This is a genomic window from Streptomyces sp. NPDC050806 (genome assembly GCF_055586425.1).
Genome location: NZ_JBVJIF010000002.1, coordinates 124708 through 144273 on the forward strand (window position 1 = coordinate 124708; position 19566 = coordinate 144273).

Below are 19566 nucleotides of genomic sequence, written 5' to 3' on the forward strand. Positions count from 1 at the left end.
CTGCGGCTATGAAGAGAAGTGGCGTTCCAGACCCTGCCACACCCCGTCGTAGCCGCTCTGCAGGTGGTCGGCGGTACGGGCCTGCTCCGTGAGCAGCACCGGCCAGCGCGTCTCGAACATGAACGCCAGCCCGTCGTCCACCTTCTGGGGCTTCAGCTCGGCGCTGCCGGCCTTGTCGAACGTGGCGCGGTCCGGGCCGTGCGCGGACATCATGTTGTGCAGCGAGCCGCCGCCCGGGACGAAGCCCTCCGCCTTGGCGTCGTAGGCGCCCTCGATGAGGCCCATGTACTCGCTCATGACGTTGCGGTGGAAGTAGGGCGGCCGGAAGGTGTCCTCGCCCACCAGCCAGCGGGGGGCGAAGACCACGAAGTCGACGCCGGCGAGGCCCGGGGTGTCGGACGGCGAGGTGAGCACCGTGAAGATCGACGGGTCCGGGTGGTCGTAGGAGATCGAGCCGATGACGTTGAAGCGGCGCAGGTCGTAGACGTACGGGGTGTGGTTGCCGTGCCAGGCGACGACGTCGAGCGGGGAGTGGTCGTAGGTCGCCGACCAGAGGTTGCCGCAGTACTTGTTGATCACTTCGTGCTCGCCGTCGGCGTCCTCGTACGCGGCGACGGGCGCGAGGAAGTCCCGGGGGTTGGCCAGCCCGTTGGCGCCGATCGGGCCGAGGTCGGGGAGCTGGAAGGGGCGGCCGTAGTTCTCGCAGACGTAACCGCGGGCCGACGGCTCCAGCGGCTCGACACGGAAGCGCACGCCGCGGGGGATCAGCGCGATGTGCCCCGGCTCGGCGGCGAGCAGCCCGAACTCGGTGTGCAGCAGCAGCCCGCCGTGCTCCGGGACGATGAGCAGTTCGCCGTCGGCGCTGCTGAACACCCGCCGTTCCATGGGGGCGTTGGCGTGGTAGAGGTGCACGGCCATGCCGGTGCGCTGCGTCACGTCGCCGTTGCCGCCGAGCGTCCACAGGCCGGCGACGAAGTCGGTGCCGGGCGGGGGCTCGGGGAGCGGGTTCCAGCGGAGCCGGTTGGGGTCCGGTTCGGTCGCGGTGAACGGGGCGCCCCGTACGCCGCCGTTGTCCGTCCGCACGAAGGGCGGGTGGGCGGCCGAGGGGCGGATGCGGTAGAGCCAGGAGCGGCGGTTGTGGGCGCGCGGCTCGGTGAACGCGCTGCCGCTCAGCTGCTCGGCGTAGAGGCCGAGCGGGGCGCGCTGGGGGGAGTTGCGGCCGAGGGGCAGTGCGCCGGGCACGGCCTCGGAGGAATGCTCGTTGCCGAAGCCGGGGGAGTGACTCAGCCCCTGTGCCGTCTTCCGCGCCTGCTCGCCGACCGTGCCTGTCATCGCGTGCTCCCGCCGCTCGGGGAAACTCCTCGGGGAATCCTGTGCAAGACCTTAGGATTGGCGGCGGGGGCCGTCAACGGGACGCCCGGGGGAACGCACCGCGCGGCGCGGGAATCCGGCCGGAGGGCAGGATGGGTACGTGGATACCCCGTCACTCCGCCGCGCCCCGGTCCAGCGCCGCAGCGCGGAGCGCCTGACCCGCATCCTCGACGCCTGCGCCGAAGTCCTCGACGAGCAGGGGTACGAGGACCTGAGCACCCGCGCGGTGGCGGCCCGCGCCGAGGTGCCCATCGGCTCCGTCTACCGCTTCTTCCCCAACAAGCGCGCGATGACCGAGGCGCTGGCGCTGCGCAACCTCGACGGGTACACGGACCGGGTCACCGCCGGGCTGACGGCGGCCGGCGACCGGCTGGACTGGCGGTACGCCATGGACGTGGTGGTCGACGAGTACCTCGTGATGAAGCGGTCGGTGCCCGGTTTCGCGCTGGTGGAGTTCACGGTGCCCGCGCCGCGGGCCACCCGGGAGGCGAACCACCGGGTGGCGGACCGGCTGCTGGCGCTGCTGGCCGGGCCGCTCGGCCTGGACCCGGCCGACGAGCGGCTGCGGACCGCGTTCCTGGTGGGCGTGGAGGCGGCGGACGCGCTCGTGCAGCTGGCGTTCCGGGTCGCGCCCGAGGGGGATCCGGCGATCGTCGCGGAGACCAAGGAGCTGCTGCGGGCGTACCTGGGGCGGGTGCTCGACTGAGCCGGTCCGGGTGGCCGCTCGGTGCACTCCGAGTGGCGTCCCCGTATTGACCTGGGGTTTTGCTCGTATTGCTCGCGCGTCAAGGTCTTGTTAACAAAAGTTGGGCGCCCCTAACGTCGCCTCGACCGCCACCCCCCTGGCAGGTGTTCAAGGGCGAACGTGAGGTACCCCCAATGCTGACAATCCTCGGGTTTGTCATGATTGCCACCTTCTTGGTGCTGATCATGATGAAGAAGATGTCGCCGATGGCGGCGCTCGTACTCATTCCGGCGCTGTTCTGTGTCCTGGTCGGGCAGGGCGCGCACCTTGGTGACTACGTCATCAAGGGCATCGGCGACCTGGCGCCGACCGCCGCGATGCTGATGTTCGCGATCATCTATTTCGGCGTGATGATCGATGTCGGCCTCTTCGACCCGATCGTCCGGGGCATCCTCAAGTTCTGCAAGGCCGACCCGGTCCGCATCGTCGTCGGCACGGCCCTGCTCGCGGCGATCGTCTCCCTCGACGGGGACGGCTCCACCACCTTCATGATCACGGTCTCGGCGCTCTACCCCCTCTACAAGCGCCTGAAGATGAGCCTCGTGGTGATGACCGGCGTCGCCGCCACCGCCAACGGCGTGATGAACACCCTGCCCTGGGGCGGCCCCACGGCCCGCGCCGCGACCGCGCTCAAGCTGGACGCCGGCGACATCTTCATCCCCATGATCCCCGCGCTGGCCACCGGCCTGGTCGCCGTCTTCGCCCTCGCCTACGTCCTGGGCCGCCGCGAGCGCAAGCGGCTGGGCACCCTCACCCTGGGCGAGCCGGGCAGCGCCGAGGCCGTCGCCGCCGAGGAGATCACCGAGAAGGAGACCGAGCAGGTCCTCGTCGGCGCGGGCGCCGGCACCAAGGGCGGCGCCACCGGCCGCGCGCTGCCCACCGGCGGCTCCGCCGGTACCGGCGACGCCGGCCACGGCCCGGCGGCCGAGGGCGAGTTCCAGGGCCTGGACCCGCACCGCGCGACCCTGCGCCCCAAGCTGTACTGGTTCAACGCCGCGCTCACCATCGCGCTGCTCACCCTGCTGATCATGCAGGTGATGGACATCCCGGTGCTCTTCCTGCTCGGCGCGGCCATCGCGCTCACCGTGAACTTCCCGCACATGAAGGACCAGAAGGCGCGCATCGCCGCACACGCCGAGAACGTCCTGAACGTCTCCGGCATGGTCTTCGCCGCCGCCGTCTTCACCGGCGTGCTCACCGGCACCGGCATGGTCGAGCACATGGCCCGCTGGCTCGTCGGCAACGTCCCCGACGCGCTCGGCCCGCACATGGGCCTGGTCACCGGCGTCCTCAGCATCCCGCTGACCTACTTCATGTCCAACGACGGCTTCTACTTCGGCATCGTCCCGATCCTCGCCGAGGCCGGCGCCTCGCACGGCGTCTCCTCCCTGGAGATCGCCCGCGCCTCCCTCGTCGGCCAGGCCCTGCACATGTCCAGCCCGCTCGTGCCCGCCGTCTACGTCCTGGTCGGCATGGCCAAGGTCGAGTTCGCCGACCACACCAAATTCACGGTGAAATGGGCCGCGCTCACCTCGCTGGTCGTGCTCGGCGCCGGCCTGCTGTACGGGATCATCTAGTCGACCGAACGGCATCCGAACGGAAACCTGACCATGAACGCTCCGACGCCCGGCAGGGGCTGGCTGCTGCGCCTCGTCCTCACCTTCGCCTTCGCGCAGACGGCGGTGAGCATGGCGCGGCCCGCCGTCTCCTACCGGGCGCTCGCACTGGGCGCCGACGAGACCGCCGTCGGCGTCATCACCGGTGTGTACGCGCTGCTGCCGCTGCTCGTGGCCGTACCGCTCGGCCGCCGTACCGACCACGGCCGCTGCACGCCTCTGCTGATGGCCGGCGTCGCGCTCATCACCGGCGGCTGCGCCCTGAGCGGCGTGGTCGGCTCGCTGCCCGCCATGGCCGCGTGGAGCGGCGTCATGGGCCTCGGCCACCTCTGCTTCGTGATCGGCGCCCAGTCCATCGTCGCCCGGCGCAGCGCCCCCGACGAACGCGACCGCAACTTCGGCCACTTCACCATCGGCGCCTCGCTCGGCCAGCTCATCGGCCCGGTCGGCGCGGGGCTGCTCATCTCCGAGCACGACGGCGCGATGGCCCGCACCAGCGCCACGGCCCTGCTCGTCTCCGCCGCCGCCGCGGCCTGCGCCTGCACCGCCCTGTGGCGGCTGGAGCGGCGGGACACGGCCCGCGGGGGAGCGGCGGCGGGCGCCGCCGGCGGCCGCGTACCGGTCCTCGGCATCCTGCGTACGCGCGGTGTCACCGCGGGCATCTTCATCAGCCTCTCGGTGCTCTCCGCGACCGACATCCTCACCGCCTACCTGCCGGTCGTCGGCGAGGCCCACCACATCGCGCCCGCCACCATCGGCCTGCTGCTGAGCCTGCGGGCCGCGGCGACGATCGCCTGCCGGCTGGTGATGACGCCCATGCTGCGGTTCCTGGGCCGTACCGTGCTGCTGACCACGACCTGCGCGGCGGCCGCCGTCCTGTGCGCGGCCATCGCCGTGCCGCTGCCGGTGTGGGCGCTGGCGCTCGTCCTGGCCGCGCTGGGCTTCTGCCTCGGCGTCGGGCAGCCGCTGTCCATGACCACCGTCGTCCAGGCGGCGCCCGACGACGCGCGCTCCACGGCCCTCGCGCTCCGCCTCACCGGCAACCGTCTCGGCCAGGTCGCGGCGCCGGCCGGGGCCGGGCTCGCCGCCGGAGTGGCCGGTGCCGCCGCGCCGTTCGTCCTGCTCGGCGTGCTCCTGCTGGGGTCCGCCGCGGTCGCGCTGCGGGCGCCGAAGGAGGCGGGCGGCACCCGGCGAAGGGCCGGAACCGTACGCCGGTCCGATTCGTGCGAGTCCTCCTCGGGCAGAAGCGGCGCGTGATGCGCCGCACCCCCGCCGGGGGTGGCGCCCCGCAAACTAGCACCGATAGTTTGTGGGGCGCGACGCATGGCCCGCACCGAACCGCACCGGAGGACGCCAGATGAAGGCACACGACGGCATGTACATCGACGGAGCCTGGCGGGACGCGGTGGGCGACGGCACCATCGAGGTGCGCAACCCCGCCGACGAGCAGGTGATCGCCACCGTTCCGGCCGGGACCGCCGCCGACATCGACGCCGCCGTACGCGCGGCGCGCGCCGCGCTGCCCGGCTGGCGCGCCACCGCCCCCGCGGAGCGCGCCGCCAAGCTCGCCGCGCTCGTCGAGCAGCTCAAGGCGCACGCCGAGGAGATCGCCGGGACCATCACCGCCGAGCTGGGCTCGCCGACGGCCTTCGCCACGAACGTGCAGACCGCCATGCCCATCGCGGTGACCGCCTCGTACGCCGAACTCGCCGCCGAGCACTCCTTCGAGGAGCAGCTCGGCACCTCCACCGTGCTGCACGAGCCGGTCGGCGTGGTCGGCGCGATCACCCCGTGGAACTACCCGCTGCACCAGATCACCAACAAGGTCGCCCCGGCGCTCGCCGCGGGCTGCACCGTCGTCCTCAAGCCCGCCGAGGACACCCCGCTCACCGCGCAGCTCTTCGCCGAGTGCGTGGCCGCGGCCGGCTTCCCGGCCGGCGTCTTCAACCTGGTCACCGGCCTCGGTACGGTCGCCGGCCAGGCGCTGGCCGAGCACCAGGGTGTGGACCTGGTCTCCTTCACCGGCTCCACCGCGGTCGGCAGGAAGATCGGCGCGATCGCCGGCGGTGCGGTCAAGCGGGTGGCCCTGGAGCTGGGCGGCAAGTCCGCCAACGTCATCCTGCCCGGCGCGGACCTCGCCAAGGCGGTGAAGGTCAACGTCGCCGACGTGATCCGCAACTCCGGCCAGTCCTGCAACGCGCTGACCCGCATGCTGGTCCACGAGGACCAGTACGAGGAGGCCGTGACGCTGGCCGCCGAGATCGTCGCCAAGTACCTGCCCGGCGACCCGAACGACGACGCCAGCCGCCTCGGCCCGGTCGTCAACGAGAAGCAGCGCGACCGGGTCCGCGGCTTCATCACCAAGGGCCAGGAGGAGGGTGCGCGGCTGGTCGCCGGCGGCGCCGAGGCCCCCGAGGGCCTGGAGAAGGGCTACTACGTCCGGCCCACCGTCTTCGCCGACGTCACCCCGGACATGACCATCGCCCAGGAGGAGATCTTCGGTCCGGTGATCTCGATCCTGAAGTACCGCGACGAGGACGAGGCCGTGGAGATCGCCAACGGCACGGTCTACGGCCTCGCCGGCGGGGTCTGGGCCGCGGACAAGGAGACCGCGGTGGCCTTCGCCCGGAAGCTGGACACCGGCCAGGTCGACATCAACGGCGGCCGCTTCAACCTCCTCGCGCCCTTCGGCGGTTACAAGCAGTCCGGCGTCGGCCGCGAGCTGGGCCCGCACGGCCTGACCGAGTACCTCCAGACCAAGTCGCTCCAGCTCTGACCCGATCCGCCCCGGGCGCCGGCCCGCCCGGCGCCCCGCCCCTTCCCCCGCAGGTCCCATCCCGCAGTTCCCGCCCGTACACCGCACTCCCCACCGAGGAGACCGCACCGTGGTCCGCGCTGCCGTACTGCCCGCCGTCAACGCCCCGCTGGAGATCGCCGAGATCCAGCTGCCCGACCCCGGACCCGGCCAGGTCCGGGTCAAGCTCGCCGCGGCCGGGGTCTGCCACTCCGACCTGTCGCTGTCCAACGGCACCCTCAAGCAGCCCGTGCCCGCGGTGCTCGGCCACGAGGGCGCAGGCACCGTCACCGCCGTCGGCGACGGCGTCACCGGCCTCGCGCCCGGTGACCCGGTCGTCCTCAACTGGGCCCCGTCCTGCGGCGACTGCCACTTCTGCGGGCTGGGCGAGGTGTGGCTGTGCGCCAACTCGGCAGCGGCGGCCGCGAAGCCGTACGCCACCCGGGCGGGCGGCGGCGAGCTGTACCCGGGCCTGGGCACGGCGGTGTTCGCCGAGGAGACGGTGGTCGCGGCCCATGCCGCGCTGCCGCTCCCGGAGGGCGTGCCGCTCACCGAGGCCGCGCTCCTCGGCTGCGCGGTCCTCACCGGCTGGGGCGCGGTCCACCACTCCGCGCAGGTCCGCAAGGGCGAGTCGGTCGTGGTCTTCGGCGTCGGCGGGGTGGGTCTCGCGACCCTCCAGGCCGCGCGGATCGCGGGTGCGGGCCCGATCATCGCCGTCGACGTCTCCCCGGCGAAGGAGGAGCTGGCGCGTGCGGCAGGGGCCACGGACTTCCTGGTGGCGGCCGACACCGAGTCTTTTCGGAAAGATGGCGCGAAGGCCATCCGCAAGCTCACCGGCGGCATCGGCGCCGACGTGGCCCTGGAGTGCGTCGGCCGCGCCGACACGATCCGTACCGCCTGGTCCTCGACCCGCCGCGGCGGCCGTACGACCGTTGTCGGCGTCGGCGGCCAGGACCAGCAGGTGACCTTCTCGGCCCTGGAGCTCTTCTACTTCGGCCGCACGCTCTCCGGCTGCGTCTACGGGAACAGCGACCCGGCCAAGGACCTGCCGGTCATCGCCGAGCACGTACGCAGCGGCGCGCTGGACCTCTCCGGGCTGGTCACCGAGCGGATCGGCCTGGAGGGCATCCCGGCCGCCTTCGACGCCATGCTCGCGGGCAAGGGAGGCCGCGCGCTGATCGTGTTCTGAGGGGCCGAGGCCCGCCGCCGAGCCCCCGGGAGCGCTGCGCCCCGGGGGCCTTCGGGCTGCCCGGAACCGCCCGCCGACCTGGGCAAAGGCCCACCCATGCAGGCGTAAAAACTGCTGTTGCGCGGACCGTTGACCCCGTACCAGCCGGTCGGTACGGTCACCCGCAATCACGGCGCCGCCCCCCTTCCCGCACCCCTCGGAGCGTGCACGCATGGACACGGCCTCCTCCGCGACACCGAGCACCACCCCGCAGCCCACCGCCCGGCACCGCCGCAAGGTGGCCACCGCGGCCGCCCTGGCGTCCGCCGTCGAGTGGTACGACTACTTCGTCTTCGGCATCGCAGCGGCCCTCGTACTGGGCCACTCCTTCTTCCCCTCCGGCAGTCAGGTCGCCGGCGTGCTGGCCGCGTTCGCGACCTTCGCCGTCGGCTTCCTCGCCCGGCCCATCGGCGGTGTGATCGCCGGCCAGCTGGGCGACAAGCGCGGCCGCAAGCCGATGCTCGTCCTCGCGCTGACCCTCATGGGCCTCGCCACCACCGGCATCGGCCTGCTGCCCACGTACGACACGATCGGCATCGCCGCCCCGATCCTGCTGGTGACGCTGCGCATCGTGCAGGGCATCGCGGTCGGCGCCCAGTGGGGCGGCGCGATGCTGATGGCGACCGAGTACGCCCCCGAGGGCAAGCGCGGGCTGTACGGCTCGCTCGTGCAGCTCGGTGTGCCGATCGGCGTGGTGACCGCCAACAGCGTCTTCCTGGTGGCCGGTGCGGCCGTCGGCGACGAGGCGTTCGCCGCCTGGGGCTGGCGACTGCCGTTCTTCGTCGGCGTGCTCGTCCTGATCCTCGCCTGGTACATCCACACCCGCGTCGAGGAGACCCCGGAGTTCCGGGCCGCCGAACGGCAGCTGGCCGCGGCCGAGAAGCAGGCGGACACGCAGCGCTCGCCGCTGCGCTCGATCCTCCGCCACCACCTCGGCACGGTCCTGCTGGCGGGCGGTTCCTTCGCGGTGAACACCGCGACGTTCTACATCCTGATCACCGGCGTACTGGACTACGCGACCCGTGAACTGGACATGCAGCGCACGGCCGTACTGACCGTCTCCCTGCTGGTCAGCCTCACCCAGCTCGCCCTGATCCCGGCCGCGGCCGCGCTCTCGGACCGGATCGGCAGGCTGCGCGTCTACACGCTCGGCGCGATCGGGCTGCTGGTCTGGGCGGTGCCGATGTTCCTGCTGATCGACACCGCCTCGCTGGTGTGGCTGGCCGTCGGCACCTTCATCACCAGCTGCTTCCTGAGCATCATGTACGGGCCGCAGGCCGCGCTGTTCGCCGAGCTGTTCTCGGCGGAGATGCGCTACACCGGGGCCTCGCTCGGCTACCAGATCAGCGCGGTCCTGGGCGGCGGCCTCGCGCCGTTCCTCATGGTCCTGCTGCTGGAGGCGAGCGGCACCTCGATGGCGGTCTCCGGCTACATCATCCTGCTCTCGGTGGTCGCGCTGGCCTCCATCGCGGTACTGGCCAAGCGCGCCCGGCGGGCGGCGGCCGAGGAGGCAGCCGCCGCGGCCCCGGCTACGCGGCCGCAGCCGGCGGAGTAGCGCGGCCCGGCGCCGCGGCGGCTTCCGGCGCGCCGGCCTTCCGCAACCGGGGGAAGGCCGGCACCGCCACCAGGAACGCCAGCGTGGTCAGCACGAAGGGCCAGGTGAAGGTGTGGCCGCCGGACGGCGCGAAGAGCGCGGCGGTCGCCGAGGTCAGGATGGTCGCGGCGGCCGCACCGGTCACCGCGTACGCCAGCGACCAGCCGCCCGCGGAGAGGAAGACCCCGCCCAGCGCCATCGTGACGAGCACCGCGTTGTACCCCATCCCGCCGTCGGCGATCTGCGCCGCGGGGGCGCCCAGCAGCCAGCTCGTCACGATGCCGACCACGCTGCCCAGGCAGGCCAGTCCGCCCAGCCGGCGGTCGGCGACGAGGATGCCGACGAGGAAGAGCGCGCCGACGTACCACTGCGGCATGAAGAAGATCTGGGCGATGTTCGAGAAGAAGGCGTGCCACAGGTCGGTCCAGGAGAGCGAGGTGCGGCCGGCTGCCGGGCGGGCGAGCGCGGCCAGTCCGCCGTCGTGGTGCCAGGTGCGGGTGAAGCCCGGCGCCGCGATGGTCATGGCGCTGGCGGAGAGGCAGTACGGCAGGGTCAGCGTGGGCAGGTTCCAGGGGCGCAGCAGTGTGCCGATGGCTCCGGTGAGCACGGTGACGACCACGCAGCCGCCCGCCGCCAGCAGCGCCGTGGAGAGGTGGCCGGCGCCCAGGAACGCCGCGAAACCCACCGCCACCAGGCAGGAGTTGAAGCCTTCCAGGCCCGCGGTGACCCGGTCGCGGGCCACCCCGAGGACCTGCGCCGTGGCGGTGCCCAGCGCGGTGCCGCACAGTCCGTAGACGCCGTACTCCCAGCCGGCGGCGCAGAGCGCGACGGTGAAGACGAGGCCGGCGAGCGCGCTGGGCAGGAAGTCGACCTGTGCCTGGCCGCGCAGCACGCGCACCACGAAGGCGTAGTACCGCCGGTCCGTTATCGGCTCCTGCACGTGGGTTCTCCTGTCGCGCGCGGTACGTCACGGGCGTCCCGGATATTACATGCGCGTTACAAATAGATGACAGGGGAGGTCGGTGAATTCCGCGGACGGGGCCGGCTAGGAGGCCGGCTGGAACTGCAGCGCGAGGCCGTCGACCAGTGCCCGCAGGCCGGATTCGAAGGCGCCCTCGTCGACCTGCTGCTGGTGCTCGGCGAGCAGATGGGCCTGGCCGAGGTGCGGGTAGTCGGCCGGATCGTATGCGGCCGCGTCGTCGACGAAGCCGCGCGCGAAGGACCCCAGCGCGGAACCCGCGACGAAGTACCGCACCATCGCACAGACCTTGGTGGCCTGGGCGGGCGGCCAGCCGGCCTCGACCATGCCGCCGAACGCCTCGTCGGCCATCTTCAGGCCCGCCGGGCGGCGGCCCGGCCCCTGCGCGAGGAACGGCACGAAGTTCGGGTGCGCGGCGAGTGCCGCGCGGTAGGAGCGGGCCCACTCCAGCAGGCCGCGCCGCCAGTCCCGGTCCGGGCCGAACCCGGAGACGTCGACCTTGGCGATCACCATGTCGGCCGCGGCGTCGAGGATCTCGTCCTTGGTCGTGAAGTGGTTGTAGAGCGAGGGCCCGCTCACCCCCAGCTCGGCGGCGAGCCGCCGGGTGGACAACGCCTGCAGGCCTTCCTCGTCGATCAGTGCGAGGGCCGCCGTGACGATGCGCTCACGGTTCAGCAGGGGCTTGCGGGGTCGGGCCATGACGCACATAGTAGAGGCTGCCGCCGAAAAACTAGCAGTGATAATTAAGGCGTGGACGTCCGCACGGGCCCCGCGCCGTCGCCCCCACTGCCACCGTTCAGAGGAAGACGCATCATGAACCTCGAACTCACCGAGGAGCAGGCCGCCGTCCGGCAGCTCGCCAAGGACTTCGTCGACCGCGAGGTCACCCCGCACGCGACGGAGTGGGACCGCGCCGAACAGGTCGACCGCGCGATCGTGAAGACCATGGGCGACCTGGGCTTCCTGGGCCTGACCATCCCCGAGGAGTACGGCGGTTCCGGCGGCGACCACTTCGCGTACGCGCTGGTCACCGAGGAGCTGGGCCGGGGCGACTCCTCCGTGCGCGGCATCGTCTCCGTCTCGCTCGGCCTGGTCGGCAAGTCCGTCGCCGCCTGGGGGAGCGAGGAGCAGAAGCAGGCGTGGCTGCCCCGGCTCACCTCCGGCGACGCCATCGGCTGCTTCGGCCTCACCGAACCCGGCACCGGCTCCGACGCGGGCAACCTCACCACCCGCGCGGTCCGGGACGGGGGAGGGGACTGGGTGATCAACGGAACGAAGATGTTCATCACCAACGGCACCTGGGCCGACGTGGTGCTGCTCTTCGCCCGCACCGGTGCCGAGCCCGGCCACAAGGGCGTCAGCGCCTTCCTGGTGCCCACCGACACCCCCGGCCTCTCCCGCCGGGAGATCCACGGCAAGCTGGGGCTGCGCGGCCAGGCGACCGCCGAGCTGGTCCTGGAGGACGTCCGGGTGCCGGCGTCCGCGATGATCGCCCCCGAGGGCAAGGGCTTCTCCGTCGCCATGTCCGCGCTGGCCAAGGGCCGGATGTCGGTCGCCGCCGGCTGCGTGGGCATCGCCCAGGCCGCGCTGGACGCGGCGGTCGGCTACGCGACCGAGCGCGACCAGTTCGGCAAGACCATCGCCCACCACCAGCTCGTCCAGGAGCTGCTCAGCGACATCTCGCTGGACGTGGACGCCGCCCGGCTGCTGACCTGGCGGGTCGCCGACCTCATCGACCGCGGCAAGTCGTTCGTCACCGAGGCGTCCAAGGCCAAGCTGTTCGCCTCCGAGGCCGCGGTGCGCTGCGCCAACAACGCCCTCCAGGTCTTCGGCGGGTACGGCTACATCGACGAGTACCCGGTCGGCAAGCTGGTCCGCGACGCCCGCGTGATGACGCTCTACGAGGGCACCAGCCAGATCCAGAAGCTGCTCATCGGGCGCGCGCTGACGGGTGTGTCCGCCTTCTGAGCCGAGGGCGGCACGTACGGTACGTACAAGCGCCCACGGGCCCGGCACGGTCTTCGGAGGACCGGCCGGGCCCTCGTGCGCTAAGCGCTTGCTCAGTTCTGCGGGTATGGTGTTCGATCTGATGGCCCCGCCGCGGACGGACCGCGGCGGACCGCGGGATCGGAGTGCGCGATGGGTGCGGAGGCGGAGCGGACGGACCAGGTCGCCGAGGAATGGGCCGGCGTGGCCCCGGACGCCGCCCAGCGGCTGGTCGGGGCGGCCGTCGAGGCGTTCGCCGAGCGCGGCTACCACGCCACGACCACCCGCGACATCGCCGGGCGGGCCGGCATGAGCCCGGCAGCGCTCTACATCCACTACAAGACGAAGGAAGAGCTGCTCTACCGCATCAGCGTCACCGGCCACGAACGGGCGCTGAAGATCATGGCGGCCGCGGCCGGCGCCGAGGGCACCGCCGCCGACCGGCTCTGCCGCGCGGTACGCGCCTTCGCCAGCTGGCACGCCGAGCGGCACACCACGGCCCGCATCATCCAGTACGAGCTGAAGGCGCTCGGCGAGGAGCACTACGCCGAGATCGCCGACCTGCGACGGCAGACCGACCGGCTGCTGCGGGAGATCATCCAGGACGGCACGGACGCCGGGGAGTTCTCCGTGCGCGACGTGCCCGGCACCACGCTGGCGGTGCTCTCGCTCTGCGTGGACGTCGCACGGTGGTTCACCGCGGACGGCAAGCGCACGCCCGACCAGGTCGGCGAGCTCTACGCCGACCTGGTGCTGGGCATGGTGGGCGCGCGCCGCCCGTAGAACGGCCCTACAGGTAGAAGCGGCTGACCGACTCCGCGACGCAGACCGGCTTGTCGCCGCCCTCGCGCTCCACGGTCACCGTCGTGGTGAGCTGCACGCCGCCCGCCACCTCGGTCACCTCGGCGATCTTCGCGGTGGCGCGCACCCGCGAGCCGACCGGCACGGGGGAGGGAAAGCGCACCTTGTTCGTGCCGTAGTTGATGCCCATCTTGACGTTGTCGACGCGCATCAGCTGCGGTACCAGCGCGGGCAGCAGCGACAGCGTGAGGTAGCCGTGCGCGATCGTGGTGCCGAACGGACCGGCCTTGGCCTTCTCCTGGTCGACGTGGATCCACTGGTGATCGCCGGTGGCGTCGGCGAACAGGTCGATCCGCTTCTGGTCGACCTCCAGCCAGTCGCTCGGGCCGAGTTCCTCGCCGACCGCTCCACGCAGCTCGTCCAGCGAACCGAACACTCGGGGGTCTGCCATGTCCGTATGCCTCCTCATCGACTAAGCGCTTGCTCAGCTTGCTGTGCGGAGGCTCCGCTGTCAACGGACCGGCCGGTTAGGCTGGCGGACGTGCCCCAGCTATCCCGTGAGCTCACCGTCGGCCAGCTCGCCGCGCGCAGCGGCGCCGCCGTCTCCGCCCTGCACTTCTACGAGTCCAAGGGCCTGATCAGCAGCACCCGGACCGCGGGCAACCAGCGCCGGTTCACCCGCGACACGCTGCGCCGGGTCGCCTTCGTGCGGGCGGCGCAGCGCGTCGGCATCCCGCTCGCCGTCATCCGGGACGCGCTCGCCGAACTGCCGGAGGAGCGCACCCCCAACCGCGAGGACTGGGCCCGGCTCTCCGAGGCCTGGCGCGGCGAACTGGACGAGCGCATCGGCCAGCTCCTGGAGCTGCGCGACCGGCTGACCGACTGCATCGGCTGCGGTTGCCTCTCCCTGGAGAAGTGCACGCTCTCCAACCCGTACGACGAGCTCGGCGAACAGGGGCCGGGCGCGCGGCGGCTGCGCGTCGACCGGGCGGTGCGGGAGCGGGACGACGCCGGCGCGTGCGGCCGGCCGGGCACGTGACCGGCCGTGTCAGCCGGTGAACGGCCGGTGCGTGACCGGCCGCGTCAGCCGGTGAACAGCTGCGTCATCTTGAGCGCCAGCTCGTACAGCCCGTAGGCGAAGGGCAGTCCGACCCACAGCCAGGCGAGGGCGAGCAGGGCGCGGCGGCGGCCGGTCACAGGGCGGCTCCTTCTTCCCGTTCCTCCTGACTCCGCGGCTCCACCGGTTCGTGGTGGCGCGGATGCACCGGCCGGATCAGCTCGTTGGCGACGAAGCCGATCACGAGCAGGCCGATCATGATGAAGAACGACGTGGTGTAGAGGTCGGGACCGTGGTGCCCGGCGGCGTGCCGGGAGTCCGCGATGGCGTTGACGATGAGCGGGCCGAGGACGCCGGCGGTGGACCAGGCGGTGAGCAGCCGGCCGTGGATCGCGCCGACCTGGTACGTGCCGAAGAGGTCCTTCAGGTACGCCGGGGCCGTGGCGAAGCCGCCGCCGTAGAAGGACAGGATGACCGCCGCGCAGGCCACGAAGAGCGGCTTGGACGCGTCGCCGGTCGTGGCCAGGACGAGGTAGAGCAGGGCGCCCACGCCGAGGTAGAGGCGGTAGATGTTCTTCCGGCCGACCAGGTCGGAGGTGGTGGACCAGGCGAACCGGCCGAGCATGTTGGCGAGCGAGAGCAGGCCGACGAAGCCGGCCGCAGCGGCCGCGCTCACGGGCGTCGAGGTGTCCGCGAAGAAGTCGGCGATCATCGGCGCCGCCTTCTCCAGGATGCCGATGCCGGCCGTGACGTTCATGCAGAGGATGACCCACAGGCACCAGAACTGCGGAGTGCGCAGCGCGTTGCGGGCGGAGACCTGTGCGGTGGTGACCAGGGCGCGCGGCGCGCCCGTGGCGGGCGCGGCGCCCGGGGGCCGCCAGCCGTCCGGCGGTACGCGGACCAGCAGCACGCCCAGCGACATGAAGACCGCGTACACCAGCCCCATCACAAGAAACGTTTGCGCGATGCCGGCGGAGTCGGTGCCCAGCGCGTCCAGCAGCCCGCTGGACCAGGGCGAGGCGATCAGGGCGCCGCCGCCGAAGCCCATGATGGCGATGCCGGTGGCCATGCCGGGGCGGTCCGGGAACCACTTGATCAGCGTGGAGACGGGGGAGATGTAGCCGATGCCCAGGCCGATGCCGCCGATGAAGCCGTAGCCGAGGACGACGAGCCAGTACTGGCCGGTGGCGGCGCCGAGCGAGGCGACGAGGAAGCCGGAGCAGAAGCAGACGGTGGAGACGAGCATCGCCCAGCGCGGCCCGCGCCGTTCGACGAGCGTGCCGCCGAACGCCGCCGACAGGCCGAGCATCACGATGGCGAGCTGGAAGGGGAGCGCGGAGGCGGTGCCGGAGAGCCCGAGGGAGGACTCCAGGGGCGGTTTGAACACGCTCCAGGCGTAGGCCTGGCCGATGGCGAGGTGGATGGCGAGCGCGGCCGGCGGTACGAGCCAGCGGCTCCAGCCCGGCGGGGCGACGGTGGCGGAACGGGCGAGCGCGAGCATGCAGGTGAACGTAGTGCCGCCCGGCGAGCCAGGGGAAGATCTCGTCAAAGAATCAACCAAAAAAGCCCGTCCGGCGCGGCGGGAAAAGGCCACCGGCGGGTCCCCCGTGCCCGGTGCGGCCGTGCCGCGTCGGCCCTTCGGGTCCCCCGTCCCGAAAGCGGCCCCCGGTGTGTCCCGCGCGGTGATCCGTGCGAGGGCGCGTGGCCCCGGCGTCGGCGGCGGGTGCGCCGCTCAGGCCGCCGCGAACGCGCGCTCCGTGCGTGCCCGGCGGGCCGCGGAGAGCGTCGCCGCCGTCAGGACCGCGGCCGGGGTGACCACGCCGCACTCCTGGCAGACCGGTCCGGCCATCGGGCGCTCGGCGTCGGCCTGCCAGACGAAGCGGTGGCCGCCGCACACCGGGCAGTCCTCGCGCGCCCGGCCCGACTCCATGGCCGCGATCACCCGGCGCAGGACGTCCGCCAGGCGGGCCGTGGGGTGCCGGTCCGGCGACTCGCACGGCACGATGTCGCACCCTCCCCAGGTGCGCAGGTGCCATTCGTGCAGGGCACCCGGCTGCCGGATGCCGTCGTGCTTCTCGCGCCGCCTGCGGGCGGCGAAATCCTCTTCGTACGCGAGCCAGAGGTTACGTGCTTCCTCCAGTTCCGCCAGGGCGGCCACGAGCCGGCCCGGGTCGGGGTTGCGGTCCTGCGTCCCGATGCCTGCGCGGGTGCACAGGTGGTGCCACGTCGCGCGGTGCCCGTAGGGGGCGAACCGCTCCAGGCACTTGCGCAGTGCTGTCCGCCGCTGGGTCGCGACGAGACGGGGGTTGCGGACCTGTTCGGCGAGAGCTCTGAAACCGGCCAATTCATCCCACCTCCGTGGGGAGGACCCGACTGGACATGGAATGGACGTAGCGGACCGCCGTCCGGATCCATCGAACTGACGTGCCCATCGCATCTGTTGGCCATGTGCCGCAAGGGGCTTGTGGGTTGAATGAAAGTTGACTGTTGTTCATCTTCCGTCGCGCCTTTACCGCCGGTAACCTCCTGCGCACCCGCCTCCCAAGGAGCAGGAATGCGACGACGTACCGGAAGGCGCGCCGCTGCCGCCCTGGCAGCAGTGTTCGCCCTGGGGGCCAGTGCTCTGGCGCCCCTCCCCGCCGCGGCGGCCACCGCGGACCCCGCCCCCGCCGACCACTGCAAGGGCCAGTGCGCCGACATCCTGCCGCCCGGCGAGAACGGCAACGCCACCCTCGCCGAGATCCTCGGCAACAAGGTCTTCGGCACCCGCCCGGCCCACGCCTCCGACCAGCTCGGCCCCTACGACGCGCTGAACGGCGGCCACCAGTCGCTCACCGACGACACCCTGAAGAACTTCTTCAACGACGCCTCCTTCGGCGTCCCCGAGGACCAGGTCGGCAAGGTCACCCAGCCCCGCGACGACGTCACGATCACTCGCGACAAGAAGACGGGCGTCCCGCACATCAAGGGCACCACCCGCTACGGCACCGAGTACGGCGCGGGCTACGCCGCCGCCCAGGACCGGCTGTGGCTGATGGACCTCTTCCGGCACATCGGCCGCGGCGAGCTGACCTCATTCGCCGGCGGCGCCCTCGCCAACCAGGGCCTGGAGCAGGAGTTCTGGCCCAAGGCCCCGTACACCGAGCAGGACCTGAAGGACCAGGTCGAGTCCATCCGGAAGAACAACGGCCCGCGCGGCGAGCAGGCCATGACGGACGCCCAGGCGTACGTCGACGGCATCAACGCCTACCGCGAGAAGTCCAAGAAGGGCCGCTACTTCCCCGGCGAGTACGTGCTCACCGGGCACGTCGACGCGATCACCAACGCCGGGGAGATCAAGCCCTTCGAGCTGACCGACCTCATCGCCCTCGCCTCCGTCGTCGGCGGGCTGTTCGGCAACGGGGGCGGCGGCGAGGTGCCACAGGCCCTCGCGCTGCTCTCCGCCCAGCAGAAGTACGGCGTCGAGAAGGGTACCGAGGTCTGGGAGTCCTTCCGGGAACGCAACGACCCCGAAGCGGCCATGACGCTCCACGACGGCCAGTCCTTCCCGTACGCGGCCAAGCCGAAGAACGCCAAGGGGACCGCGCTGCCCGACCGCGGCTCGGTCACCGCCGAACCGCTGGTGTACGACCGGACGGGCGCGGCCACCGCCAAGAGCGACCCGCCGCAGGCGGAGGTGAAGACCCCGAAGAAGCTCAAGCCCCTCGAAGGCGTCTTCCAGGACGGCGTGCTCCCCAAGGGCAGCTTCGACACCACCCAGCACCGCGGCATGTCCAACGCCCTGCTGGTCTCCGGCAAGCACACCGCCTCCGGCAACCCGGTCGCCGTCTTCGGCCCGCAGACCGGGTACTTCGCCCCGCAGCTGCTGATGCTCCAGGAGATCCAGGGGCCGGGCATCAGCGCCCGCGGCGCCTCCTTCGCGGGCGTCGGCATGTACGTCCAGCTCGGCCGCGGCCAGGACTACGCCTGGAGCGCCACCTCCGCGAGCCAGGACATCACCGACACCTACGCCGTCGACCTGTGCAACACCGACGGCTCGGCGCCCACCAAGGACTCCACCGGCTACCGCAAGGACGGCACTTGCGTCCCCATGGAGAAGCTGGAGCGCAGCAACTCCTGGAAGCCGACCGTCGCCGACCCCACGGCCGCCGGGTCCTACCGGATGCAGGTCTACCGCACCGACTTCGGCGTCGTGACGCACCGCGCGACCGTCGACGGCAAGCCCGTCGCCTACACCGCGCAGCGCTCCACCTACCGCCACGAGGCCGACTCCATCATCGGCTTCCAGATGTTCAACGACCCGTCCTACGTCAAGGACGCCAAGTCCTTCCAGCAGGCCGCCCAGCACATCGGCTACGCGTTCAACTGGTTCTACGCCGACTCCAAGGACATCGCGTACTACAACAGCGGCCTGAACCCCGTCCGCAACCCGGACGTCGACCCGTCCCTCCCGGTGCGCGCCGAGAAGGCGTACGAGTGGCAGGACTGGGACCCGAAGGCCAACACCTCGGCCTACACACCGCCCTCGCAGCACCCGCAGTCGGTCGGCCAGGACTACTACATCTCCTGGAACAACAAGCAGGCCAAGGAGTACGACTCGGCCGGTTTCGGCAACGGCTCCGTGCACCGCGGCAACCTGCTCGACGACCGGGTGAAGGACCTCGTCGGGGACGGCGGCGTCACCCGCGCCTCCCTGACCCGCGCGATGAGCGAGGCCGCCGTCACCGACCTGCGCGGCGAGGACGTGCTGCCGGAGCTGCTGAAGGTGCTGCGCTCGGCGCCGGTCGACGACCCGAAGGTCCGGACCGCCGTCCAGCAGCTGGACGCCTGGCGCAAGGACGGCGCGCAGCGCCGCGAGACCACCCCGGGGTCGAAGACGTACGCCCACTCCGACGCCGTACGGATCATGGACGCCTGGTGGCCCCTCATGATCGAGAAGGCGTTCAAGCCCGGCCTCGGCAACGGCCTCTACGACGCGCTGAAGGCCAACATCACCGTCGACGAGTCGCCCTCGGCCGGGCACGGGCCGACCGGCAGCCACGCCGGCTCCGCCTTCCAGTACGGCTGGTGGTCCTACGCCGACAAGGACCTGCGCGCGGTCCTCGGCGAGAAGGTGCGCGGCGGACTGGCCGACCGGTACTGCGGCAACGGTGACCTGAGCGCCTGCCACGACACCCTCGTCGACACGCTGCGCGAGGCGGCCGCGAAGACCGCCGAGCAGGTCTACCCGGGTGACGACTCCTGCAAGGCCGGCGACCAGTGGTGCTCCGACGCGATCATCCAGCGCGCGGTCGGCGGCCTCACGCACGACCCCATCAGCTGGCAGAACCGGCCCACCTACCAGCAGGTGGTGGAGTTCCCGAGCCACCGCTAGGGGGCCCGGGGCGAGCGGCGC

At 72.0% G+C, this 19566-nt stretch carries 17 protein-coding genes; 10 read left to right on the plus strand and 7 right to left on the minus strand.

What is annotated here, in order from left to right; translation table 11 throughout:
• Positions 1 to 6: 6 nt before the first annotated feature.
• The gene (gene hmgA, locus ACZ6WH_RS06010; RefSeq protein ID WP_469726418.1) at positions 7 to 1332 is read right to left on the minus strand and encodes a homogentisate 1,2-dioxygenase; all 1326 of its coding nucleotides are present in this window, start codon (positions 1330 to 1332) and stop codon (positions 7 to 9) included.
• 139 nt (positions 1333 to 1471) lie between these two features.
• Here hmgA and ACZ6WH_RS06015 point away from each other — a divergent pair, with 139 nt between their 5' ends.
• The 6 genes from ACZ6WH_RS06015 to ACZ6WH_RS06040 all read left to right on the plus strand — a co-directional run bounded on the left by ACZ6WH_RS06015 (position 1472) and on the right by ACZ6WH_RS06040 (position 9309).
• Positions 1472 to 2077, plus strand: coding sequence for a TetR/AcrR family transcriptional regulator (locus ACZ6WH_RS06015; RefSeq protein WP_469726419.1), 606 nt, complete (start codon positions 1472 to 1474; stop codon positions 2075 to 2077).
• A gap of 173 nt (positions 2078 to 2250) precedes the next feature.
• Positions 2251 to 3693 (plus strand): CitMHS family transporter, encoded by a 1443-nt coding sequence (locus ACZ6WH_RS06020; protein WP_469726421.1) that lies wholly within the window; start codon positions 2251 to 2253, stop codon positions 3691 to 3693.
• A 33-nt stretch (positions 3694 to 3726) separates the two neighbouring features.
• Complete coding sequence (locus ACZ6WH_RS06025; protein ID WP_432852287.1) at positions 3727 to 4989, plus strand: MFS transporter; 1263 nt, start codon at positions 3727 to 3729, stop codon at positions 4987 to 4989.
• Positions 4990 to 5089: 100 nt separating this feature from the next.
• Positions 5090 to 6508 carry an aldehyde dehydrogenase family protein gene (locus ACZ6WH_RS06030; protein ID WP_469726423.1) on the plus strand — a complete coding sequence of 473 codons (1419 nt, stop codon included), beginning with the start codon at positions 5090 to 5092 and terminating at the stop codon, positions 6506 to 6508.
• A gap of 109 nt (positions 6509 to 6617) precedes the next feature.
• On the plus strand, positions 6618 to 7715 hold the full coding sequence (locus ACZ6WH_RS06035) for a Zn-dependent alcohol dehydrogenase (RefSeq protein ID WP_469726424.1): 1098 nt from the start codon (positions 6618 to 6620) through the stop codon (positions 7713 to 7715).
• A 211-nt stretch (positions 7716 to 7926) separates the two neighbouring features.
• A complete protein-coding gene (locus ACZ6WH_RS06040) occupies positions 7927 to 9309 on the plus strand; it encodes an MFS transporter (protein ID WP_469726426.1) in 1383 nt (460 codons plus the stop codon).
• Here the strand turns inward: ACZ6WH_RS06040 and ACZ6WH_RS06045 are convergent.
• Positions 9284 to 10288, minus strand: coding sequence for an urea transporter (locus ACZ6WH_RS06045; protein WP_469726428.1), 1005 nt, complete (start codon positions 10286 to 10288; stop codon positions 9284 to 9286). The genes ACZ6WH_RS06040 and ACZ6WH_RS06045 overlap by 26 nt on opposite strands.
• Positions 10289 to 10393: 105 nt before the next feature.
• Positions 10394 to 11026: a TetR/AcrR family transcriptional regulator gene (locus ACZ6WH_RS06050; protein WP_432852275.1), complete on the minus strand. Its 633-nt coding sequence runs from the start codon at positions 11024 to 11026 to the stop codon at positions 10394 to 10396.
• A 114-nt stretch (positions 11027 to 11140) separates the two neighbouring features.
• Here ACZ6WH_RS06050 and ACZ6WH_RS06055 point away from each other — a divergent pair, with 114 nt between their 5' ends.
• The gene (locus tag ACZ6WH_RS06055; protein ID WP_469726429.1) at positions 11141 to 12295 is read left to right on the plus strand and encodes an acyl-CoA dehydrogenase family protein; all 1155 of its coding nucleotides are present in this window, start codon (positions 11141 to 11143) and stop codon (positions 12293 to 12295) included.
• Positions 12296 to 12466: 171 nt separating this feature from the next.
• Positions 12467 to 13096 (plus strand): TetR/AcrR family transcriptional regulator, encoded by a 630-nt coding sequence (locus ACZ6WH_RS06060; RefSeq protein ID WP_432852269.1) that lies wholly within the window; start codon positions 12467 to 12469, stop codon positions 13094 to 13096.
• Between the two features lie 7 nt (positions 13097 to 13103).
• Here ACZ6WH_RS06060 and ACZ6WH_RS06065 read toward each other — a convergent pair whose 3' ends face one another.
• Positions 13104 to 13565 carry a MaoC family dehydratase gene (locus ACZ6WH_RS06065; RefSeq protein ID WP_362216387.1) on the minus strand — a complete coding sequence of 154 codons (462 nt, stop codon included), beginning with the start codon at positions 13563 to 13565 and terminating at the stop codon, positions 13104 to 13106.
• An 81-nt stretch (positions 13566 to 13646) separates the two neighbouring features.
• Here ACZ6WH_RS06065 and soxR point away from each other — a divergent pair, with 81 nt between their 5' ends.
• Positions 13647 to 14153 (plus strand): redox-sensitive transcriptional activator SoxR, encoded by a 507-nt coding sequence (gene soxR / locus ACZ6WH_RS06070; RefSeq protein WP_432864196.1) that lies wholly within the window; start codon positions 13647 to 13649, stop codon positions 14151 to 14153.
• 44 nt (positions 14154 to 14197) lie between these two features.
• On the opposite strand, the gene ACZ6WH_RS06075 is transcribed toward soxR, so the two are convergent.
• From ACZ6WH_RS06075 to ACZ6WH_RS06085, 3 genes are all read right to left on the minus strand, one after another.
• Positions 14198 to 14311 (minus strand): MFS transporter small subunit, encoded by a 114-nt coding sequence (locus ACZ6WH_RS06075; RefSeq protein ID WP_432852266.1) that lies wholly within the window; start codon positions 14309 to 14311, stop codon positions 14198 to 14200.
• On the minus strand, positions 14308 to 15672 hold the full coding sequence (locus tag ACZ6WH_RS06080) for an L-lactate MFS transporter (RefSeq protein WP_469726430.1): 1365 nt from the start codon (positions 15670 to 15672) through the stop codon (positions 14308 to 14310). Before ACZ6WH_RS06080 ends, ACZ6WH_RS06075 begins: the two co-directional genes overlap by 4 nt.
• Before the next feature lie 231 nt (positions 15673 to 15903).
• Positions 15904 to 16515: a hypothetical protein gene (locus ACZ6WH_RS06085; RefSeq protein WP_469726431.1), complete on the minus strand. Its 612-nt coding sequence runs from the start codon at positions 16513 to 16515 to the stop codon at positions 15904 to 15906.
• A gap of 210 nt (positions 16516 to 16725) precedes the next feature.
• On the opposite strand from ACZ6WH_RS06085, the gene ACZ6WH_RS06090 reads away from it, so the two are divergent.
• Positions 16726 to 19545 carry a penicillin acylase family protein gene (locus tag ACZ6WH_RS06090; RefSeq protein ID WP_469726433.1) on the plus strand — a complete coding sequence of 940 codons (2820 nt, stop codon included), beginning with the start codon at positions 16726 to 16728 and terminating at the stop codon, positions 19543 to 19545.
• The last annotated feature ends 21 nt before the right edge of the window (positions 19546 to 19566 follow it).

Coding starts and splice junctions, on each gene's coding strand:
- ACZ6WH_RS06030 (WP_469726423.1), top strand. CDS start 5,090: ATGAAGGCACACGACGGCATGTACATCGACGGAGCCTGGCGGGACGCG.
- ACZ6WH_RS06040 (WP_469726426.1), top strand. CDS start 7,927: ATGGACACGGCCTCCTCCGCGACACCGAGCACCACCCCGCAGCCCACC.
- ACZ6WH_RS06065 (WP_362216387.1), bottom strand. CDS start 13,565: ATGGCAGACCCCCGAGTGTTCGGTTCGCTGGACGAGCTGCGTGGAGCG.
- ACZ6WH_RS06090 (WP_469726433.1), top strand. CDS start 16,726: ATGCGACGACGTACCGGAAGGCGCGCCGCTGCCGCCCTGGCAGCAGTG.
- ACZ6WH_RS06050 (WP_432852275.1), bottom strand. CDS start 11,026: ATGGCCCGACCCCGCAAGCCCCTGCTGAACCGTGAGCGCATCGTCACG.
- ACZ6WH_RS06060 (WP_432852269.1), top strand. CDS start 12,467: ATGGGTGCGGAGGCGGAGCGGACGGACCAGGTCGCCGAGGAATGGGCC.
- ACZ6WH_RS06020 (WP_469726421.1), top strand. CDS start 2,251: ATGCTGACAATCCTCGGGTTTGTCATGATTGCCACCTTCTTGGTGCTG.
- ACZ6WH_RS06055 (WP_469726429.1), top strand. CDS start 11,141: ATGAACCTCGAACTCACCGAGGAGCAGGCCGCCGTCCGGCAGCTCGCC.
- ACZ6WH_RS06025 (WP_432852287.1), top strand. CDS start 3,727: ATGAACGCTCCGACGCCCGGCAGGGGCTGGCTGCTGCGCCTCGTCCTC.
- hmgA (WP_469726418.1), bottom strand. CDS start 1,332: ATGACAGGCACGGTCGGCGAGCAGGCGCGGAAGACGGCACAGGGGCTG.
- ACZ6WH_RS06080 (WP_469726430.1), bottom strand. CDS start 15,672: ATGCTCGCGCTCGCCCGTTCCGCCACCGTCGCCCCGCCGGGCTGGAGC.